Origin of the sequence: Streptomyces vulcanius, assembly GCF_042653945.1 — a bacterium.
Taxonomy (GTDB): Bacteria; Actinomycetota; Actinomycetes; order Streptomycetales; family Streptomycetaceae; genus Streptomyces; species Streptomyces mangrovi.
This window is the reverse complement of the sequence record NZ_JBHSFK010000055.1, coordinates 1-17,123: the sequence shown is the minus strand read 5'-3', so window position 1 is coordinate 17,123 and position 17,123 is coordinate 1. Positions and strand designations below refer to the sequence as shown.

Here is a 17,123-nt window from a genome sequence, read left to right as displayed (position 1 = left end):
TGTCAGTGTGCCGCCTTCGCGGCGGGGCGCTTGTACAGCTTCAGCGGCACCCGGCTGAGGTTGGAATCCAGGGAGGAGCCGTTCCGCCCGTCGGCCCACGTGACGTACACATAACTGCCGGCCAGGGTGATCCCCGACCACCGGTCACCGGGAGGGCCCATCTCCCCGACCGGCTCGGTCACATGGTTGACCTGCACCGGGGCGCTGAACGAGCGCCCGTGGTCGAACGAGACGACCGAGAACGCGTCGCCCGTGGTGGTCCGCCACATGACACCCAGATCGCCGTTCGCGCCGAAGTCGATCGCCGGCCGCTGGGCGTTCGGGGTGGAGATCACGGCCGGCCCGGTCCAGGTCCTGCCGGCGTCCGGGGTGACGTAGACCTCCAGGGTGTTGGAGTCCCGCGGCACCATGACGGCGAACCGGCCGCGGTGGGAGGGATCGGCAGCCACCCACGGGACGGGGTCGGCGGCAGCGCCCAGCCCCGGAGTCGGCACCAGAGACCCGGTGCCCGCCGGAACAGGGGTTCCCCGGCCGTCGTTCACCGTCGTGTTCGTCCACGTCCGGCCGTCGTCGCGACTGACGTGGAAGTTCACCGGACTGCCTGCCTCCTGGGAGGCGGACACGAGGATCCCGCCGTACACGGCGATCTCGCGTCCCGGGTAGCCGCACACGAGCGGGATGCCCGGGGCCACCTCGATGCAGGGCATCGGGCCCGGGATCACCTGCGGCCGGCTGAAGGTCCTGCCGCCGTCGGCGCTGACGGAGATCGCGCTCGGGTACTCCCACACCTTGCCGGCGACCGCGTAGACCTTGCCCGTCGCGGCATCCACCCGCATCTTGGGGGCACCGCCGAGCAGCAGCGGCGTGGTCACCGGATCGGTCCAGGTCCGGCCGCCGTCCGTCGACTTCGAGACCTGGTTGTGGTTCAGCAGGTTCGCTTCCAGACCCGAGCTGACCTGGTTGTTGTCTACGTACACGGTTCCCTTCGCGTCGAAGGCCACGCTCGGCTCGCCGCACTTGGGCGCTGCGTCACCCAGCGGCCACGGCACCCGGGTCCAGGTGTCGCCCTTGTCGTTCGAATAGGCCAGGAAACACCCGCCGTCGACCGGCTCCAGCCCCGGCGACGGCGGGAAGATCGTCGAGACGAACACCAGGTTGTTCGGGTTTCTCGGATTGACGGCGACCGTCGGCTGGCCCTCTTTGGTGGCCTGCATGTCGGTGACGTCGACCTCGTGAATCGCCGCGAGGCCTGCGTCGTCCTGCGCCGCCATGGCGGCGGGTGATTCACCCAGCAGGAACAGCGCGGAGAGCGCTGCCGCGCTTAATTTCGTGGACGTACTTCTGAACAGTGCCATGGCTATCCTTTATGGTCATGTCCTGTAGAACAGCATTCTTTTTGGTCCCGGTTCAGCGACGGAGGAAATTGCGACACCGTCCCTGCATTCGGATCCCTGGGCGATGCACTGCGATTACGGCCCAATCAGACTAAGAGGTCCACTGCCGTGTCCGTGGGACCACGGGAGACAAATGGCTTGGCGGGGTGGTACTGCGGTACCACTCAGCCCAGGTAAATCCGGAAATGCTGCCGAAATGGTCGAATTGGCGACGGCGATGCTTACCGGCCGACTCCACCTGTGAGCGCGTCTACTGCGCATGCAGTAGGGGCGTACCGGCGGCCACACGAAGACGGACGGGGGCCGCGCGGACAGCCTGGAAGGGTTCCCCGAGTTCGGATGTGGAGACCCTTCTGTGGCTTTCTTTCTTGATCGGTTGGGTCCACTGGCTTCCTTCGCCCGGTTCGCACTGTGCGGCGGCGGTGTCGGAGTCGCGGCCGGCCCGGCCGTGGCACTGCTTGCCGGGCTGATGCCCTGGGCGGTGGCGAACGCACTCGTCACCATCGCCTCCACTCTCCTGTGCACAGAGCTCCACGCACGATTCACCTTCGGGACCGGCCGGCGCGCCGGATGGCGCCGGCACTGGCAGTCCGCAGGGTCGGCCTCGGTCGCCTACGGGGTGACCTGCACCGCGATGTTCATCCTTCACGTGGCGCGGCCGTCGGCCGGGACGGCGAGCGAGCAGGCCGTCTACCTCGGTGCCTCTGGGCTCGCGGGAATCGGACGTTTCCTGGTGCTGCGTCTGTTCGTCTTCGCCGGCGGCCGGAACCAGACCGGAGTCAGTCGGGTCATGCCTCTGCCTCTGCCTCTGCCTCTGCCGGGGCGAGGTCGGGAGCGGGTAGCCCTTGCGGCTCGACCAGTGTGTGAAGGGCTTGGCCGGGCGGGGTCGGCGTGGGGTGGGGGGCTCGGTTATGGGCCGCGGTGTGGACCTGTGGCCGGGAGGCGGGGGAGGCGTCTGCGGCCGGGAGCCGTGGAGGGCTCGGAGTCGAGGAACTCGGTCATGACGTGCAGGGCGTGAGCGAGGGTTTCGCCGAGTGGCGGGCCGTCGGGCCGGTCGGGTTGCAGGGCCCAGTCCTCCACCGCGATGCGCAGCGCGGCGTTCAGCATGCCCGCCTCCAGGCGGACCGCGAGGTCGTGCTCGGACCGGTCGGTGCCGTCGGCGATCGCTCCGGCGAAGACGGCTTCCGCGTCGAAGTGCGTCTCCAGCCAGATGGCGCGCAGCCCGGGCTCGTCACGGCTCAGGCGTACGAGGTCGCGCAGGGCCACCACCCGCTGCGCGTCGATCACGCCGGGATCCTCGGGGCTCGGCATGGCCTCGGTGAGTGAGGCGCCGCCCCGCCAGTAGTCCCGCAGGCGCTCGGTCACCGTGTCCAGGCCCGCCGTGAGCAGGGGGCGCGCGCACTCCTCCTTGGAGCGGAAGTACCGCCACAGGGTGCGCGTGGACACTCCGGCGGCCGAGGCGATCTCCTCCGCGGTGGTCGCGGCCACGCCCTGGGCGACGAAGAGCCGTACCGCCTCGTCGGCGATCTCCATGCGCGTCGCCTCGCGGCGCCGCTCCGTCAAGGGCGGTCGCCCCGTGCGGCTACCGGGCTGACCGCCCATGCACCCCTCCTCGACACAGTTGAGCTGATCTTAGTTCATGGCACACCGCGACTTTGTGGCACGGTGCGACACATGGTGCTACGGTGACCGCGCATCGCCTTCGTCATGGGCACGTCAAGCACGCCAATTCCCCTTGCCCGCGGCCGAGTTGGACCCACAGGCCGCCGCGTCCTTGTTCCAGCTCCGGGCCGACGGAGTGCGCATCGCATCAGCTCGGCCACCGCTCCACCCCAGTCAGTGATGAGTCCGTCCCCCCAGTCAGGCCCTCGTGAGCCCGTGGCCGCGAGTGGCCCCACCCGACGGGAGTCTCATGTCCGACAACACATCCCCCCGCCCCGCTTCCGGTGTGAGCCGCCGTCAGGTGCTCGGCGCGGCAGCCCTCGGTGCGGCGGCGCTCGGCGGATCCGTGGCCGGCGCCGGACAGGCATCGGCATCGGCCTCGGCGCCCGCGTCCGCCGCCTCCGCCCCGGCCGTGACCGAGCGCCGGGTACGGGCCGTGGTCGTGGGCACCGGTTTCGGCGGCGGTGTGACCGCGCTGCGGCTGGCCCAGGCCGGGGTGTCCACCCTGGTCCTGGAGCGCGGCCGGCGCTGGCGCACCGGTCCGAACGCCACCACCTTCTGCCGCTTCGCCACCATGGACAACCGCTCCGCCTGGCTGACCGACCACAGCGTCGTCGGCGGCGACACGACGCCGGTCTGGACGCCGTACACCGGCGTTCTCGAAGCCGTCACCGGCAACGGCATGACCGCGATGTGCGGGGCCGCGGTCGGCGGCGGCTCGATCATGTACCACGGCATGACCCTCCAGCCGACCAAGGCGAACTTCGCCACCTCGATCCCGGTCGCGGCGGGTCTCTACGACGACCTGGACCGGTGGGCGTACCCCACCGTCGCCCGGATGCTGGGCATCTCCACCATCCCCTACGACGTCCTCGCCGCCGATCCGTACAAGTCCTCCCGTCTGTTCCGGGAGGTCGCGCCCAAGGCGGGGCTGACCCCGTTCGAGGTGCCGCTGCCCATCGACTGGAGCTACGCCCGCGGCGAGCTGACCGGCCAGTACGAGGCGACCTACACCACCGGCGACATCGCCTTCGGCGTCAACAACGGCGGCAAGCAGTCCATCGACGTCACCTACCTCGCCCAGGCGGAGTCCACCGGCCTGGTCGAGGTGGCGCCGCTGCACGTCGTCCGCGACCTCGCGATGGACGCGAACCGGCGCTGGGTGCTGTCCGTGGACCGCATCGACACCGGCGGCACCGTGCGTGAGCGGATCCGCGTCACTGCCGACGCCGTCTTCCTCAACGCCGGTTCCCCCGGCACCACCCGGCTCCTGGTCAGGTCCCGCGCCAAGGGGCTGATCCCCGACCTGCCCGACGCCATCGGCACCCGGTGGGGCAACAACGGCGACCGGATCTGGGCCTGGATCAACCCCGACGGCGACGCCGGAACCCGGCAGGGCGGCCCGGCCTGCGTCGGCGGCAGCGACCCCGCGAGCGCCATCCCGCTGACCGTCGTCCACGCCGGATCCCCCGTCCAGCAGCCCGGCGTCACGGCGCTGACCGTCGTCGGCTTCGGCATCGTCGACGGCGCGGGCACCTGGGCCTACGACGCCGACGCCGACGACGCCGTACTCACCTGGCCCGCCGACGCGGACGCGGCGCTGCAACAGCTGATCGCCGCCCGGATGAGGGCCATCGCCGCGGCGGGCGGCGGTCTGATGATCGACACGGACGCGGGCGGGCCCTCCACCTGGCATGCCCTCGGCGGCGTCCCCATGGGCGAGGCCGTCGACCTCGCCGGCCGCGTCCTGGGCCACAAGGGCCTCTACGTCCTGGACGGCGCCCGCATCCCGGGCTCCACCGGTGCCTGCAACCCCTCCATGACCATCGCCGCCCTCGCCGAACACAGCATGCGGGCCATCGTGCGCCAGGACCTCGGGCGGGTCTTCTGAGAATCGGCGTTCTCTTGGCTGGCCAATACAATGGTGGGTGACGTGACGTCCCCGGCGTGAGCGCCGGGGACGTGCCCCTTCCGTCGAAAGGATCGACAGCCATGCCGCGGGAATCCGACTCGGTACGGGATTCGGTGCAGGGTTCGGCACACGGGAGGGAAGAAGGTGTGGTGCCGACCGTTGCCGGGGCTCCGATGAGCGAGGCACTCTTCCGTGCGGCCCGTGTGCACCGGATCATGGCCGGCAGCCTGCTGCGCGACACCGGCCTCTACCCGGGCCAGGAGTTGCTGATGATGCAGCTGTGGGAGCGCGGCGAACAGCGCCAGGCCGACCTGATCAAGACGCTCGGCCTGGATCCGTCGACCGTCACCAAGATGCTCCAGCGCCTGGAACAGGCCGGGTTCGTGACCCGCAAGCCCTCCGCGCACGACCGCCGGGCCGTAGTGGTGGACGCCACCCGTGCCGGTCAGGCCCTGCGGGACCGGGTCGGGCAGGCGTGGCGCGACCTGGAGGAGGTCACCGCGGCGGGCTTCACCGAGGCGGAGTGCCGGCAGGCCATGCGGGTGCTGACGCGGATCGAGGCGAACCTCTCGAACCGGGGGCCGGTCGCCTCCACCGGCGACACCTCCACCGACCCCGCCGACGGCGCTTCCACCGGCACCTCCATGGCCTGAAGTCGCCTTCTCGAACGGGTTTCGTTGGTCGGCCAATGTACAATCGGATCCAATTGATTGGTCGACCATATTCTGGAGCCCCCGTGACCACCTCGTTCGATCCGCTCGACCTCGCCGGCGTCACCCTGGACAACCGCGTCGTGATGGCTCCGATGACGCGCAGCCGCGCCTACGGCGCCGGCCACTCGCCGACCGAGGCGACGGCCGTCTACTACTCCCAGCGGGCGTCGGCGGGCCTGATCGTCACCGAGGGCATCCAGCCCAGCGTGGTGGGACAGGGCTACCCCGACACCCCCGGCCTGCACAGCTCCGAGCAGGTGGCAGCGTGGCGCCGGGTGACCGACGCCGTGCACGAGGCCGGCGGCGTGATGTTCGCCCAGCTCATGCACACGGGCCGGATCGGACACCCCAGTCTGCTGCCCGACGGCCTGGTCCCGGTGGCCCCCTCGGCGGTGGCCGCGCAGACCCAGATCTTCACCCAGGAGGGCGCGCAGGACTGCGTCATCCCGAAGGAACTCACCCCCGCCGAGATCGAGCGGACCATCGCCGACTTCGTCGCAGCCGCCCGCAACGCCGTGGCCGCGGGCTTCGACGGGGTGGAGATCCACGGAGCCAACGGCTACCTGATCCACCAGTTCCTCTCGGACAACGTCAACCTCCGCACGGACGACTGGGGTGGCACGTCCAAGGGCCGTATCCGCTTCGGCGTGGAGGTCGCCACGGCGGTGGCCGACGCGATCGGCTCCCACCGTGTCGGCTTCCGTATCTCGCCCGGCAATCCCTACAACGACATCGCCGAGAGCGACCTGCCGGGCCTCTACGGCGAACTCCTGACGGCGCTCTCCCCGCTCGGCCTGGCCTACCTCCACCTCATGGAGAGCCCGGACCGCGCGCTGACGCTCCGACTGCGCAAGCAGTGGCAGGGGACGTTCGTCCTGAACCCCTTCACCCGCCCGAACCCCACCGGCCCGGAGTCGCTGGACCTCGTCGAGGACGGCACCGCCGACGCCGTTGCCTTCGGCGCCCTCTTCCTCGCCAACCCCGACCTGCCGCTCCGGCTCCGGCAGGGCGGCCCGTTCAACTCGCCCGACCCCGCGACGTTCTACGGCGGCGACGAGCACGGCTACACCGACTACCCGACCCTCGGCTGAGCGCCCGGCGGCCACGCTCCGGGCGCATGCGCTTCGGCAGGTGGATGTGGATACAGTGGGCGGGCCGGCGCGGCGGTGACGGCCCGTCAGCCGATGCGGTATCGGCCCTGGCCCGGCGTCTTCGGTCTCCCATTGGATACACCTCTGGGTAGACTCCGGTCGTGAACGGGACCACGAGCGAATCGTCGGAAGAGCCGGAACCGAGCGGGCCGGTGCGCGAGGCGGTCGGCTCTCCCGTGTCCGGCGCGCGTGCGGAGGCGGCTCCCGGTGGACGCCGGATGGCTCTCGACGTGCACGGCCGGCTGCGGGCCATGATCCTCAGCGGCGAACTGCCTCCGGGCTCGGCACTTCTCCAGGCGGAGATGGCCCGCAGACTGGGTGTCAGCCGGACCCCCATGCGCGAGGCGTTCCGGCTTCTCCAGGAAGAGGGCCTGATCGACGCCAAGCCCGATCAGCGGGCCCGGGTGCGCGGGATCGACCCCGAGGAGCTGGACGGTGTGTACGGCACCCGCATCATGCTGGAAGCGCTGGCCGTGACCGCCTCGGCGAAGACGCTCACCGGCGCGGACCTCGACCGCATGGGCGAGATGCTGCAGCGGATGAAGGACCTCGCGGACGTCGGGGACCTCGCGCACGGCGCAGACGAGAAGGGCCCGGACGACTGGTCCGCCGCGCACCGTGAGTTCCACCGCGTGGCCACCCGGGGCGTCGGAGCGCAGCTGCACCGCACGCTCTCCTCGCTCGCCGAGCACAGCGAGCGCTACATCCGGCTCGCCCGATTCGGCGTACCGGGGTCCCAGGCGCGGGCGCACCGGGAGCACGAGGAGCTGCTGACGGCGCTGAAGGCGAACGACGAGGCCGAGGCCGCCAGGGTGGTCGCCGTTCATCTGGCGCGTACGGCCCTCGGTGTCATGGCCGACGTCGCCCCGGAGTACGAGCCCGTCACCACCCGCTCGGCAGTCAGGATGGTGGGCGGCGGTACCTCCTCGCCGTAGCGGCGGACGGAGCGAGCGGGGAGTGTGCCCCCGTCGGCCGAAAGGCCGACCGGCCTGATCCGGGGCGGGGGAGGGGTGGCCGTTCGGCCGAAGTGCCGGTGGGTGTCCCGGCGTGAGGGTGGAACTCCCCTCCCCCAGGAGCACGTTGATGCCACCCCGGACCCCTCTCCTCACCCGGCCGCCCACGGCCGTGGACCCGGCAGACGGCGTACGTACGGTCCCGCCCACCGGGCCGGCCGGCCGACGCCCCGTACGTCGATACGCCGCGACCTTCCGGCGGCCCGGCCTGTACTGCGCGACCTTCCGGCGGCCCGGCCTGTACTGGGTGGCCTGCGCGGTGTTCGCCCTGCTGCTGGCCCTCACCACGAGCCTCACCCCGCACCGGATCTGGGGCGCCTGCGCGGCCGTCGGCTACACCGCGGCGGCCGTTCTCGCCCACCGCGCACGCCGTGCCGCGAGCCCCGGCGCGCTGACCGCCGCCCTCGCCGGAGCGGTCGCCGTGCCCCTCGCCGTACTGATCGTCTCGGGGTCGGCCCAGTCCGAGGTCCATGTCGTCCAGCACTCCGGCAGCCTGCTGCTCCACACCGGCAGCCCGTACCTGTCCCACCCCGCCGGCGTCGACGACTACAACCCCTACCTGCCCGGCATGGCCCTGTTCGGGCTGCCGCACGCGCTCCTCGGGGCCACTCCGTCGGCGGACGCCCGGCTGTGGTTCGGCGCGGTCTTCCTGGGTGCCCTGCTGTACACCGCCCGGCGGGCCGACGGCGCCCCCGGCCGACCCGGCAGGCACTCCGCCTCCGCCCTCGACCCCACCTCCGGACCCGCCTCCGTCGTACCGCTGCTCGCGGCCTTCCCCGCCGTGGCCTTGCCGCTCGCGGTCGGCGGGGTCGATCTGCCGGTGATCGGGCTGATGTGCCTCGGGCTGGCGCTGGCGGGCCGACGGGGCTCCGGGGTGGCGGCCGGTCTGGCGATGGGCGGGGCGGCGGCGCTGAAGTGGACCGCGTGGCCGCTGCTGCCGGTGGGGCTGGCGCTGCTCGCGGTCACGGCGGGACGCCGGGCGGCGGTACGGGCCATCGGTACGGCGCTGCTGGTGGCGGGCGTGGTCGTGGTGCCGGCGGCGTCGGCCGACCCGCACGCCTTCGTCGAGCAGGTGGTGCTCTTCCCCCTCGGCAGGGGCGGCGCTCCCTCGCCGGCGGCCAGCCCCCTTCCCGGGCAGTTGCTGGCCGCTCACGTTCCGGGTGGCTCGACGCTCGCCCTGTTCGCGCTCACGGCTGCCGCCCTCGCCATGGGCGTGTGGCTGGCGGTGCGTCCGCCCCGGACCGTCGTCGCGGCGGCCGACCGGCTCGCCGTGGGGCTGGGGCTGGCGATGTGCCTGATCCCGGCAACCCGCTTCGGATACCTCGCGTATCCGCTGGTCCTCGCGGCCTGGTTCCGCTGCCCGCTGATCCGGACGGCGCGTTTCCCCCACCCGCGTCCGACACCCGCACCGGGAGCCGCCGCGCCGGGAGCCACCGCACCGGGAGCCACCGCGCCCGGAGCCACGGTGACTGGAGCCGTCGCGCCGGGGGGTCCGGTGCAGGGTGGTCCCGTGTTGCAGAGTGCGATGTCGGGAGTCGCGGCGCCGGGAGCCGTCGTGCCGGGGGGTCCGGTGCAGGGAAGTCCCGTGCAGGGTGGTCCCGTGTCGCAGAGTGCGATGTCGGGAGTCGCCGCGCCTGGAGCCATCGTGTCGGGAGTCGCCGCGCCGGAAGGCGCCGAGCCGGGAGGTCCTGTGCCGCAAGGTGTGATCCCGGCAGGCGCCGGGCCGGGAGGTCCCGTGCCCGGAGCCGCCGCGCCAGAAGCCGCCGTGGGAACGCCCCGTGCCGAGGTCGCCTGCCGTGGCTGAGCCCCGGGACCCCCACTTCGTCCGGGTAACCGTTGCGGCCGTCGGGGCGACCCACTCGTGCCCGGGTAACCGTTGCGGCCGTCGGGGCGACCCACCGTGCCCGGGTCACCCTGGCGGCCGTCGCCGCGCTGACCGTGGCCCTGGGCCTGCCCGGGGCGGGGCCCGGCATGACACGCGAGCCACCTGCCCTTCCACCACGGCAGCCGGCGATCACATCGGCCGTGCCGACGGAGATGCGGCATTCCGACACCACACCCGGCCGGTCCGGCCGGTCCGGCCGGTCCGTGCCACCGCGAGGTCAGACCGCCGGCCGGACGAGCCCCGACTCGTAGGCGAAGGTCACGGCCTGGACGCGGGCGCGGGCGCCGATCTTGGTGAGGATGTTGCTGACGTGCGTCTTGACCGTGGTCGGGGCGATGGAGAGCCGCTCCGCGATCTCGGCGTTGGACCAGCCGGAGGCGACGGAGACGAGGACGTCGCGTTCGCGTCCGGTGAGGGTGGCGAGCCCGGAAGCCCGGTGGAGGGGCCGGGCGGGGAGCTGGCGGACGGCGTCGATGAGGGCTCGGGTCAGACCGGGGGTGACGACGGCGTCTCCGGCCGCCACCACACGGACGGCCGCGATCAGTTCGTCCGGGGCGGCGTCGTCGAGGAGGAACCCGCCGGCTCCGGCGCGCAGGGCGGCGTAGGCCTGGCTCTCCTGGCCCGCCGAGGTCAGCATCAGTACGCGGGGAGCGGATCGTTCGGCGTCGGCGAATCCGGGGCTGCGGGGGAGGAGCGGGGGCCGGGCGATCCGGCGGATCGTGTCGATGCCGGCCGCCGCCGGCAGGCGGCTGCCCAGGAGAACGATGTCGGGGCGGAGCGCGGTGCTCGCGCGGACCGCCTCGTCCCCGCCCGCCGCTTCCCCGACGACGGTCAGGTCGGGCTCGGCCGTCAGCAGTGTGCGCAGGGCGAGGCGTTGGAGGAACTGGTCGTTGACGACGAGTACGGAGACCATGCCTGTCTTCTCCATGCTGGGGCCGCTCTACTCTGTGAACGAAACCGTTTCGTTCACTATACCCCCGCCCTCGTCCATCGACCCGCGCGGCAGGTGGCGCCCGTGGGCGATCCTGGTCACACTGGCCGCGGAGGTGGTCAAGTGACCGTGGATGTATGGGAGTTGACGGACCCGCCGGAAGCCACGACGGTCGTGGTGATCGGTGCGGGGCCGGCCGGTCTGACCGTCGCCAACCTGCTGCGACGCAGCGGCATCGACTGTGTCGTCCTGGAACGCCAGTCCCGCGCGTATGTGGGGCAGCGGCAGCGGGCCGGCATCGTCGAAACCCGCGCCGTACGGATGTTCGAGTCCTGGGGTCTCGCCGACCGGGTCCTCGGCGGCGTCCCGTCCGAGGGCATCCTGGAGTTCCGGGTGGACGGCGAGCGTCACCTCGTCCGCGACTACGACCACGACGGCTCCGCGGGCCCGCCGGCCCGCATCTGCCCCCAGCAGGTGCTGGTCCAGAAACTCATCGCCGCCTACCTCGAGGACGGCGGCGACCTGCGCTTCGAAGCCGCCGACGTCTCGCTGCACGACCTGACCGGCGACCGCCCCACGGTCCGTTACCGCGCCGCCGACGGCACCCCGCGCTCCCTCACCTGCTCCTTCGTCGCGGGCTGCGACGGCGATCACGGCATCAGCCGCGCCGCCGTCCCCGCCGGCGCCCTCACCGCCCACGCCTACGACCACGGCATCGGCTGGCTCACCGTCCTCGCCGACGCCCCGCCCCCGGCCCACCCCCTCTTCGCCGTCAGCGAGCACGGCTTCGCCGCCCACTTCCCGCGCGGTCCGCACAGCAGCCGCTTCTACCTCCAGTGCCCGCCCGACGACGACCCCGGCGCCTGGCCCGACACCCGGGTCCGCGACGCCCTGCGCACCCGGCTCGCCGACCCTGCGCTCCCGTTCGGACCGATCACCGACCGCGAGGTCTTCCGGCTCCGCAGCCTTGTCCACGACCCGCTGCGGTACGGCCGTCTCTTCCTCGTCGGCGACGCCGCGCACATCGTCTCCCCGATGGGCGGCAAGGGCATGAACCTCGCCCTGTACGGCGCCGACCTGTTCGCGCGGGCGGTCCGGGACGTCGTCCGGAACGACGACGAGACCGCCCTGCGCGACTACTCACGACGCTGTCTGCGCCGGGTCTGGAACGACCAGGAGTTCTCCGACTGGCTGACCCGCACGCTCCACGACGCCGGCGACGACACCCTCCACGGCCCCTTCCGGCGCAACCTGGCCCGCGCCCGCCTCGACCGGCTGTTCACCTCCCCGGCCGCCGGCCGCGCCTTCGCGGAACTGATGACGGGGGTGGAGCCCGACTGACCGCGCCAGCCGGTCATGAGGTAGACGTCACTGCTCGCGAGCCGCACCGCCGTGCTGACGAACCGCATCCGCGGATCGTTCGCGGAGTCCAGGACCGTGACGGGCGGCGTCCGTCGAACCAGAGCCGGCTCCGGTACTCGGTGAAGGCACCGCGCACGGTCGTCACCAGGGCGTGCCCTTCAGCGCCACCGGGATGCGGTCCAGGACCGGGAACGGGACCAGGCCGTAGTGGTAGAAGTCCACGGCGTCCGCCCGGCCGGGGCCGGTGGCCGCCGCGGTCCTGGCCGCCAGGTGCTCGGCGGAGGTGGTGTCGGGCGCCCCCGGGCGCAGCACCGCGCGCAGGGAACAGGAGCCGGGGAGTACGGCCCGGTAGCCGGCGGTGTCGGCCGCGACCCGCTCGGCGTCCCGGGCGTAGGCCAGCACGGCGTAGCAGGGGACCACCGCGCCGACCGCGGCCGGGTCGACACCGATCCGCCAGGCCTCGTCGGCGGCGAGGGCGCCCGTCGGCAGGCCGTCCGCGTAGCCCTTGACCGCGCCGGTCAGATCGAGGAAGACCAGCTGGGACCCCTCCCCGGCCACGGCGTCGGCCACACTCGCGGCCAGCGAGGTGACCGTGCCGACGCGGGTACGGACGTACGCCTCGACCGGCCGGGGGAGCTCCCACGGCTGCGGATCGGCGCCGTCCAGCACCCGGCCGACCAGCCGCGCGGCCTCGGCACGCGCCGCGTCGGCGTCCGCGCCCGCGGCCTCGGCGCGCCGCACACAGTGGACGCAGAAGCACAGGCCCAGCAGGAAGTCCTCCAGCGGGCCCAGCGGGACGAAGCTGCGTTCGTGGTGGTAGCCGTGGCCGAAGGTGCCGTAGTGCAGGGACTCGGCGACCACCGCGTCCACACCCTGGCGGGCCACCGCGCGGGCCAGCGCCACGGCGTACGCCCGCACGTCGGGGTGGGCCGGGCACAGGTCGGCCGGGGCGGCCCGGTCGCCGAAGCAGTTCTGCTGGGTGACGTCGGGGTGGGCGAGGCCGAGGGTGGTGTTGTGCAGGAAGACCGTCCAGCCGTGCAGCGCGGCGCCCCGCTCGGCCGTCAGCCGCCGTACCTCCCGCAGCGGTTCCTCCTCGGCGCCCGACTGCACGGGCGGGGTGAGGCGCAGCCCGTCGAACAGGTCGGCCGGCGGCACGAAATGGACGCCGTCGCGGCGCAGGGTGACCCTGGCCGGACCGTGCGGGGTGACGTCGCGGGCACGGTGGTAGGCGGCGGCGACGGTGAGGGTGTCGCAGCCGTACGAGCCGAGCACGCGGTCCAGGACTGCGGCGGCGCCTTCGGCACGCAGGTCCTCGACGAACGCATAGGCGGACGCGGTGGACGTTTCCATGGTGAGGCTCCTCCAGGGAGTCAGTGACCGTTGTCCTTGTCCCGGGCCCGGGAGGAGCCGAGGACATGGGAGATCTCCAGGCCCGTCCGGACGACCATCGGGCCGACCTCGCGGACCCGCGCGGGAGTCATCCGGGTGGTGAGACCGGAGACGCTGACCGCCCCGATCGCCGCGTCGGTGTGGTCGAAGACGGGCGCGGCGACGCACCGCACCTCCGGCTCGTTCTCGCGGTCGTCGATGGCGTAGCCCTCCCGCCGGACCCGGTCGAGTTCGGCGCGCAGCCGCTGCGGGTCGGTCGTCGTGTGCGGGGTGACCGGCGGCATCCCGGCGGCGACCACGACCCGGAACTCCTCCTCGCCCAGCCAGGCGAGGATGGCCTTGCCGACGGCGGTGCGGTAGGCGGGCACCCGGCTGCCGACGCGGGAGGCCATCCGGACGTTGGTCTCGTTCTCCACCTTGTCGATGTAGACGACGTCCGGCGGTTCGTACACCACGAGATGGCAGGTCTCCCCGATGGCGTGCTGGAGCAGCCGCAGCGGCTCCGTCGCCACGGTCCGCAGGTCGAGCGAGGAGAGATACGCCTGGCCGAGCCGCAGCGTGCCGTGGCCGAGCCGGAACCACCCCGTCTCGCGGTCGCGGACCAGCAGGTCGGCGTCGATCAGGGGCGCGGCCAGCCGGAGCACCGTGCTCTTGTTGATGGCGAGTTCCTCGGCCAGCCGGGTGAGCGAGATGCCCCGCCCGGTGCCCGCGTGGTCGCGGATGTACTCCAGGACGGTGATGGCGCGACGCAGCGACGAGGACTGGTTGCGGCGGGCCGGCGCTGGTGATGTCGTCATGTCGTACTCCTCGGCAGCAGTCCGCGGGCGACGGTGTCACGGGCGGCGGCCAGGTGGCGCCCGGCGCGGGCGAGCGAGATCTCGTGGTGGCCGGGGAACAGCGCGTCGACGTCGAGTTCCGCCAGCAGGGTCAGACTGGCCGCGTACTCGGGCACCCGGCAGTCGTGCAGATTCTGCAGGGAGACGCGACCGCCCGTGAAGACGCAGTCCCCGGAGAACAGCGCCCGGTAGCCGGGAGTGCGCAGGTGGTAGCAGAGATGCCCGTCGGCGTGCCCGGGCGTCGCGACGGCGCGCAGCACCACCCCGCCGCCGAGGTCGATCTCCTCGCCGTCGCCGATGGCCCGGGCCGTGGGGCAGGGCGGGAAGGAGTAGTCGGGCGGGTAGACCCCGGCCGCCTTCCCCCGGTCCACGCTGAGCCCCCGCTCGTCCCCCGCCGCGATCCACGGCACCGCCTCCGCGCCGGCCAGCACCCGCAGCCCGGGCCACCGCGCGGCGAGGGCGGCGGCTCCGCCCGCGTGGTCGGCGTGACCGTGGGTGAGGAGGAGGCAGTCGGGTCGCGTGAGGTCGGCGAGCGGTGAGCGGCCGGCTCCCGCGTCGATCAGCGCGCTGCGACGGCTGCCCCGTACGAGATAGACATGGCAGTCCAGCGGATCGCTGAGATCGAACCCGGCCGCACCACTGGCGACGAGCGAGACATGATCGGTCAGCCGCACGACGGGCCGCCCATCCCGCGGATCGTTGCGACGACGACCCGCGCGGCCAGCGTCACCTCGGCGAGCTCGACCGACTCCGCCGCCGCGTGCGCGTCCGTCACCGAGCCGGGCCCGAAGACCACCGACGGGATCCCGGCCCGGGCGAGCTTGCTGGCGTCCGTCCCGAAGGGCATGCCCCGTACCTCGGACGGACGGCCGTGGCCGGCGAGGGCCCCGCACAGCGCGGTGACGACGTCCGCCCCGGCCGGGGTGTCCAGGGCCGGGTCCACCGTGAACGGCGGATCCACCTCCGCGCCCAGGCCGGCCAGTTCGTCCCGGTCGTCGCGCCAGACCGTGTCCAGGTCCTCGCCGGGGAGCGTCCTGCGGTCGACGTCCACCTCGCAGCTGCCGGGAATGGTGTTGGGGCCGGTGCCGCCCCGGATCCGGGTGACCGACCGGGTGGCCGGGCCGAGCAGCGGATGCGGCGGAACGGCCGGCGGGGCCGCCGCGAGATGCGCGATGACCGGTGCCATCAGCGCGATCGCGTTCACCGCCTCCTCGGGCCGCGAGCTGTGCCCGGCCCGTCCCGTCGTCCGCACGGTGTACCGGACGACTCCCTTGTGCGCGACCGCCGGCACCAGCCCGGTCGGCTCCCCGACGACCGCGCCGACCACCGGGCGGTCCATGAGGGTGTCCAGCAGATGCAGCACACCCCGGTAGGCGTGCTCCTCGTCGCAGACCCCGGCGAGCACGACCGTGCACGGCGGCGGCTCACCGGCGGCGAGTTCGGCGACCGCGAGCAGGAACGCGGCGAGCGGCCCCTTCGCGTCACAGGCACCCCGTCCGTACAGCCGCCCGCCCCGGATCTCCCCCTGGTACGGATCGACGGTCATGCCGTCCGTCTCTACCGTGTCCAGATGCGACTCCAGTACGACGGCGTCGGCGCCGCGGCCCGGCACGACGGCCACGACGTTGTGCCGACCTGGCAGCACCTCGTACAGCTCGGCCTGTACGGAGTGCCGGGCGAGCCAGTCCCGTACGTACTCCGCGACCGCCGTCTCGCCTCCGTCGCCCGCCCCGCCACGGGGGTTGACGGACGGGATCCGCACCAGATCGCGGAGCAGATCGCGCACGAGCCCATCCGGTTCGGTCATGTACGGCGCTCCCTCGCGTAGACCAGCAGCAGACCGATGATCAGCAGCCCGAGCACGACCTGCCGTACGCCCTCGGAGAGGTTCCAGGAGGTCAGCAGCGCCGTCAGCAGGGTGAGCAGCAGGGCGCCGCCGACCGTGCCGAGGAGATGGCCGCGCCCGCCGAGGATGGAGGTGCCGCCGAGCACCACGGAGGCGATCGACAGCAGCTGGTACGGATTGCCCATGGTCAGCGAGCTGGTGCCGGTGAAGCCGAGCAGCACCAGACCGGCCACCCCTGCCAGCAGCGCGCAGGCCGTGTACGCCGTGAACGCCGTCGTGACCAGCGGCACCCCGGACGCCCGGGCGGCGTCCTCACCGGCGCCGAGCGCGAAGGCGTACCGGCCGGTGCGGGAGAGGTGCAGCAGCCAGAACGCGGCGGCCGTGACCGCCAGCCACAGCGCGAACGCCCAGGGAACGCCGAGGAGGCGGCCGTTGGCGAGCGAGTCCAGCAGCGGCAGCCGCGCCGAGCTGGGCGAACCGTCCGTGTACACCAGCAGGGCGCCGGACAGGATCGTGCCGGTGGCGAGGGTCATCACCATCGGGGGCACACGCAGCCACACCACTCCGGCCGCGTTCACGGCGCCCACCAGCGCGCACAGCAGCAGCGCCACCGCGATGCCCGTGGCGCCGCCGCTGCCGGAGGCGACCTTGGCGCACACCACCGCCGACAGCGCCACCACGCCCGACACGGACAGATCGATACCGCTCATCATGACCACGAGCGTCTGGCCGACGGCGACGATGCCCAGGAACGACGCCGTCTGCACCAGGTAGCGGAAGCTGGAGACGCTGTCGAAGCCGTCCGCGAACAGGATCGCCGCGAGCCAGGTGACCCCGAGCACGCCGAACGCCCAGGCCGCGCGGCTGCCGCGCAGCGCGGCCACCGGTACAAGGCTGCTCATGCGGCCCTACCTTCTTGAGTGCGTCCCGAGAGTTCGCGACTCTGGGACTGCGCGGGTGGGGCAGGGATGGCTTTCATGCTGGCTGCCCTCGATGGCTCAGGCCGCTGGTCCCCCTGCCCCGCCACTT

Annotated in this window: 14 protein-coding genes and 2 pseudogenes; 7 read left to right on the top strand and 9 right to left on the bottom strand. The window is 72.8% G+C overall.

The window, feature by feature from the left end:
- Window positions 1-2: 2 nt before the first annotated feature.
- Complete coding sequence (locus ACFPIH_RS49565; protein ID WP_381185905.1) at window positions 3-1,355, bottom strand: sialidase family protein; 1,353 nt, start codon at window positions 1,353-1,355, stop codon at window positions 3-5.
- A 415-nt stretch (window positions 1,356-1,770) separates the two neighbouring features.
- On the opposite strand from ACFPIH_RS49565, the pseudogene ACFPIH_RS49560 reads away from it, so the two are divergent.
- A pseudogene (locus tag ACFPIH_RS49560) lies at window positions 1,771-2,166 on the top strand (GtrA family protein); the annotation flags it as partial.
- Window positions 2,167-2,303: 137 nt separating this feature from the next.
- On the opposite strand, the gene ACFPIH_RS49555 reads toward ACFPIH_RS49560, so the two are convergent.
- On the bottom strand, window positions 2,304-2,996 hold the full coding sequence (locus ACFPIH_RS49555; RefSeq protein WP_381185908.1) for a TetR/AcrR family transcriptional regulator: 693 nt from the start codon (window positions 2,994-2,996) through the stop codon (window positions 2,304-2,306).
- 310 nt (window positions 2,997-3,306) lie between these two features.
- On the opposite strand from ACFPIH_RS49555, the gene ACFPIH_RS49550 reads away from it, so the two are divergent.
- From ACFPIH_RS49550 to ACFPIH_RS49530, 5 genes are all read left to right on the top strand, one after another.
- Window positions 3,307-4,947 carry a GMC oxidoreductase gene (locus ACFPIH_RS49550; RefSeq protein ID WP_381185910.1) on the top strand — a complete coding sequence of 547 codons (1,641 nt, stop codon included), beginning with the start codon at window positions 3,307-3,309 and terminating at the stop codon, window positions 4,945-4,947.
- A gap of 194 nt (window positions 4,948-5,141) precedes the next feature.
- Window positions 5,142-5,621 carry a MarR family winged helix-turn-helix transcriptional regulator gene (locus tag ACFPIH_RS49545; protein WP_381185913.1) on the top strand — a complete coding sequence of 160 codons (480 nt, stop codon included), beginning with the start codon at window positions 5,142-5,144 and terminating at the stop codon, window positions 5,619-5,621.
- An 83-nt stretch (window positions 5,622-5,704) separates the two neighbouring features.
- On the top strand, window positions 5,705-6,772 hold the full coding sequence (locus ACFPIH_RS49540; RefSeq protein WP_381185917.1) for an alkene reductase: 1,068 nt from the start codon (window positions 5,705-5,707) through the stop codon (window positions 6,770-6,772).
- A gap of 161 nt (window positions 6,773-6,933) precedes the next feature.
- Window positions 6,934-7,767: a GntR family transcriptional regulator gene (locus ACFPIH_RS49535; RefSeq protein WP_381185920.1), complete on the top strand. Its 834-nt coding sequence runs from the start codon at window positions 6,934-6,936 to the stop codon at window positions 7,765-7,767.
- A 148-nt stretch (window positions 7,768-7,915) separates the two neighbouring features.
- The gene (locus ACFPIH_RS49530) at window positions 7,916-9,649 is read left to right on the top strand and encodes a glycosyltransferase 87 family protein (protein WP_381185923.1); all 1,734 of its coding nucleotides are present in this window, start codon (window positions 7,916-7,918) and stop codon (window positions 9,647-9,649) included.
- Window positions 9,650-9,947: 298 nt separating this feature from the next.
- On the opposite strand, the gene ACFPIH_RS49525 is transcribed toward ACFPIH_RS49530, so the two are convergent.
- Window positions 9,948-10,643, bottom strand: coding sequence for a LuxR C-terminal-related transcriptional regulator (locus tag ACFPIH_RS49525; protein WP_381185949.1), 696 nt, complete (start codon window positions 10,641-10,643; stop codon window positions 9,948-9,950).
- A 141-nt stretch (window positions 10,644-10,784) separates the two neighbouring features.
- Between ACFPIH_RS49525 and ACFPIH_RS49520 the strand changes: the two genes are divergently transcribed.
- Window positions 10,785-12,002, top strand: coding sequence for a 4-hydroxybenzoate 3-monooxygenase (locus ACFPIH_RS49520; protein ID WP_381185925.1), 1,218 nt, complete (start codon window positions 10,785-10,787; stop codon window positions 12,000-12,002).
- Window positions 12,003-12,010: 8 nt separating this feature from the next.
- Here ACFPIH_RS49520 and ACFPIH_RS49515 read toward each other — a convergent pair.
- From ACFPIH_RS49515 to ACFPIH_RS49490, 6 genes and pseudogenes are all read right to left on the bottom strand, one after another.
- Window positions 12,011-12,177: pseudogene (locus ACFPIH_RS49515) on the bottom strand (YceI family protein); the annotation flags it as partial.
- Window positions 12,165-13,373 carry a hypothetical protein gene (locus ACFPIH_RS49510; protein WP_381185928.1) on the bottom strand — a complete coding sequence of 403 codons (1,209 nt, stop codon included), beginning with the start codon at window positions 13,371-13,373 and terminating at the stop codon, window positions 12,165-12,167. The gene ACFPIH_RS49510 and the pseudogene ACFPIH_RS49515, both read right to left, overlap by 13 nt.
- Before the next feature lie 20 nt (window positions 13,374-13,393).
- On the bottom strand, window positions 13,394-14,209 hold the full coding sequence (locus ACFPIH_RS49505; protein WP_381185931.1) for an IclR family transcriptional regulator: 816 nt from the start codon (window positions 14,207-14,209) through the stop codon (window positions 13,394-13,396).
- Complete coding sequence (locus tag ACFPIH_RS49500; protein WP_381185934.1) at window positions 14,206-14,922, bottom strand: MBL fold metallo-hydrolase; 717 nt, start codon at window positions 14,920-14,922, stop codon at window positions 14,206-14,208. Before ACFPIH_RS49500 ends, ACFPIH_RS49505 begins: the two co-directional genes overlap by 4 nt.
- Window positions 14,913-16,055 carry a M20 family metallopeptidase gene (locus ACFPIH_RS49495; protein ID WP_381185937.1) on the bottom strand — a complete coding sequence of 381 codons (1,143 nt, stop codon included), beginning with the start codon at window positions 16,053-16,055 and terminating at the stop codon, window positions 14,913-14,915. Before ACFPIH_RS49495 ends, ACFPIH_RS49500 begins: the two co-directional genes overlap by 10 nt.
- Window positions 16,052-16,996 carry an ABC transporter permease gene (locus tag ACFPIH_RS49490; protein ID WP_381185940.1) on the bottom strand — a complete coding sequence of 315 codons (945 nt, stop codon included), beginning with the start codon at window positions 16,994-16,996 and terminating at the stop codon, window positions 16,052-16,054. The genes ACFPIH_RS49495 and ACFPIH_RS49490 overlap by 4 nt, the downstream gene beginning before the upstream one ends.
- Window positions 16,997-17,123 lie beyond the last annotated feature (127 nt).

Excerpts from the sequence above, each read along its gene's own strand:
- ACFPIH_RS49565 (WP_381185905.1), bottom strand. The coding sequence starts at position 1,355 with ATGGCACTGTTCAGAAGTACGTCCACGAAATTAAGCGCGGCAGCGCTC.
- ACFPIH_RS49490 (WP_381185940.1), bottom strand. The coding sequence starts at position 16,996 with ATGAGCAGCCTTGTACCGGTGGCCGCGCTGCGCGGCAGCCGCGCGGCC.
- ACFPIH_RS49505 (WP_381185931.1), bottom strand. The coding sequence starts at position 14,209 with ATGACGACATCACCAGCGCCGGCCCGCCGCAACCAGTCCTCGTCGCTG.
- ACFPIH_RS49495 (WP_381185937.1), bottom strand. The coding sequence starts at position 16,055 with ATGACCGAACCGGATGGGCTCGTGCGCGATCTGCTCCGCGATCTGGTG.
- ACFPIH_RS49510 (WP_381185928.1), bottom strand. The coding sequence starts at position 13,373 with ATGGAAACGTCCACCGCGTCCGCCTATGCGTTCGTCGAGGACCTGCGT.
- ACFPIH_RS49525 (WP_381185949.1), bottom strand. The coding sequence starts at position 10,643 with ATGGTCTCCGTACTCGTCGTCAACGACCAGTTCCTCCAACGCCTCGCC.
- ACFPIH_RS49545 (WP_381185913.1), top strand. The coding sequence starts at position 5,142 with ATGAGCGAGGCACTCTTCCGTGCGGCCCGTGTGCACCGGATCATGGCC.
- ACFPIH_RS49555 (WP_381185908.1), bottom strand. The coding sequence starts at position 2,996 with ATGGGCGGTCAGCCCGGTAGCCGCACGGGGCGACCGCCCTTGACGGAG.
- ACFPIH_RS49530 (WP_381185923.1), top strand. The coding sequence starts at position 7,916 with ATGCCACCCCGGACCCCTCTCCTCACCCGGCCGCCCACGGCCGTGGAC.
- ACFPIH_RS49550 (WP_381185910.1), top strand. The coding sequence starts at position 3,307 with ATGTCCGACAACACATCCCCCCGCCCCGCTTCCGGTGTGAGCCGCCGT.